This window comes from Neisseria basseii (genome assembly GCF_962707005.1).
GTDB classification, from domain to species: Bacteria; Pseudomonadota; Gammaproteobacteria; order Burkholderiales; family Neisseriaceae; genus Neisseria; species Neisseria bergeri.
Window position 1 is genome coordinate 1 of record NZ_CAUIXH010000060.1, and the last position, 491, is coordinate 491.

1 protein-coding gene and 1 pseudogene are annotated in these 491 nt (G+C 35.8%); both read right to left on the bottom strand.

Features of this window, described 5'->3' with window-relative positions:
* Window positions 1-99, bottom strand: a pseudogene (locus Q9I99_RS11625) (PAAR-like domain-containing protein); the annotation flags it as partial.
* 138 nt (window positions 100-237) lie between these two features.
* On the bottom strand, window positions 238-489 hold the full coding sequence (locus Q9I99_RS11295; RefSeq protein ID WP_304666241.1) for a hypothetical protein: 252 nt from the start codon (window positions 487-489) through the stop codon (window positions 238-240).
* Window positions 490-491: the final 2 nt, after the last annotated feature.

The window sequence follows — 491 nt, forward strand, 5'->3', positions numbered from 1 at the left end:
TGCGACTGGTGGAGCAGGAGGGGGCGGCCAGCAGAAATCGGGGACGGTAAAGACGACCCTGAAGTCACTGCTTTTACGGGCGATTTTATTGAATGCCATGGCGGCTTGCTCCTGTTGGGGATGGGGCATTTGAAAAGCAGAACCGTGTGTATGCGTACCGCACGCACCCTATGTCAGGATTGGAGGTTTTATAGGGACTACGGCTTGCTACACTTGTAAAAGCATAATATTCGAAACTTAATTAAGTTTGGATAGTTTGAAAATTTTTTTAAGCTTATATATAAGTTTGTATAAAAGAAATATATTTATAAAAAAACTAATTGATCCGTAAGCAAAGTGTATTATTCTTCGATAAAAGATATTATCAATAGTAGGATTCAGATTTAGTCCTAAATGAGTAATAATATCTTCTTCAATAATTGACCATGGAAGTGTTATGGTAATATTAATTAATTCCAAAATCCAAGGGTTTATTATAAATAAAATTATAT